This is a genomic window from Actinoplanes subtropicus, assembly GCF_000721705.1.
In the GTDB taxonomy this organism is placed as follows: Bacteria; Actinomycetota; Actinomycetes; order Mycobacteriales; family Micromonosporaceae; genus Actinoplanes; species Actinoplanes subtropicus.
The window spans coordinates 1-269 of record NZ_JOJL01000179.1; the positions used below are offsets into that span (position 1 = coordinate 1).

Sequence of the window (269 nt, forward strand, 5' to 3'; positions counted from 1 at the left end):
AGGGTGACATTAGCGGGGCCTGGTGATCGGGAGTTCCGGCAACGAGCGTCAACGAGCGCTACGCGGGCGGGCTCGCGTCAATCCGTGGCCTGAGCTCGTTCGGCAGTGGGTAGACATGTTCGGCCGGCCGGTTGGCTGCTGCCGCCTGGTGGTCGCCGGCCTTCAGCAGCGCGTGGATGTCGTGGACGGTGGGGGTGATGTCGGTGATCGCGATGGTCCACTCGTCGACGTAGCGGTCGATCGCCTCGCCGGAGAGTCCGAGTTGCAAC

The 269-nt window shown here is 66.9% G+C and carries 1 protein-coding gene; it reads right to left on the reverse strand.

What is annotated here, in order from left to right:
* Positions 1–58 precede the first annotated feature (58 nt).
* Positions 59–269: DUF4291 family protein (locus IH26_RS0152750; RefSeq protein ID WP_034218348.1), on the reverse strand; the 211-nt coding region annotated here is incomplete at its 5' end.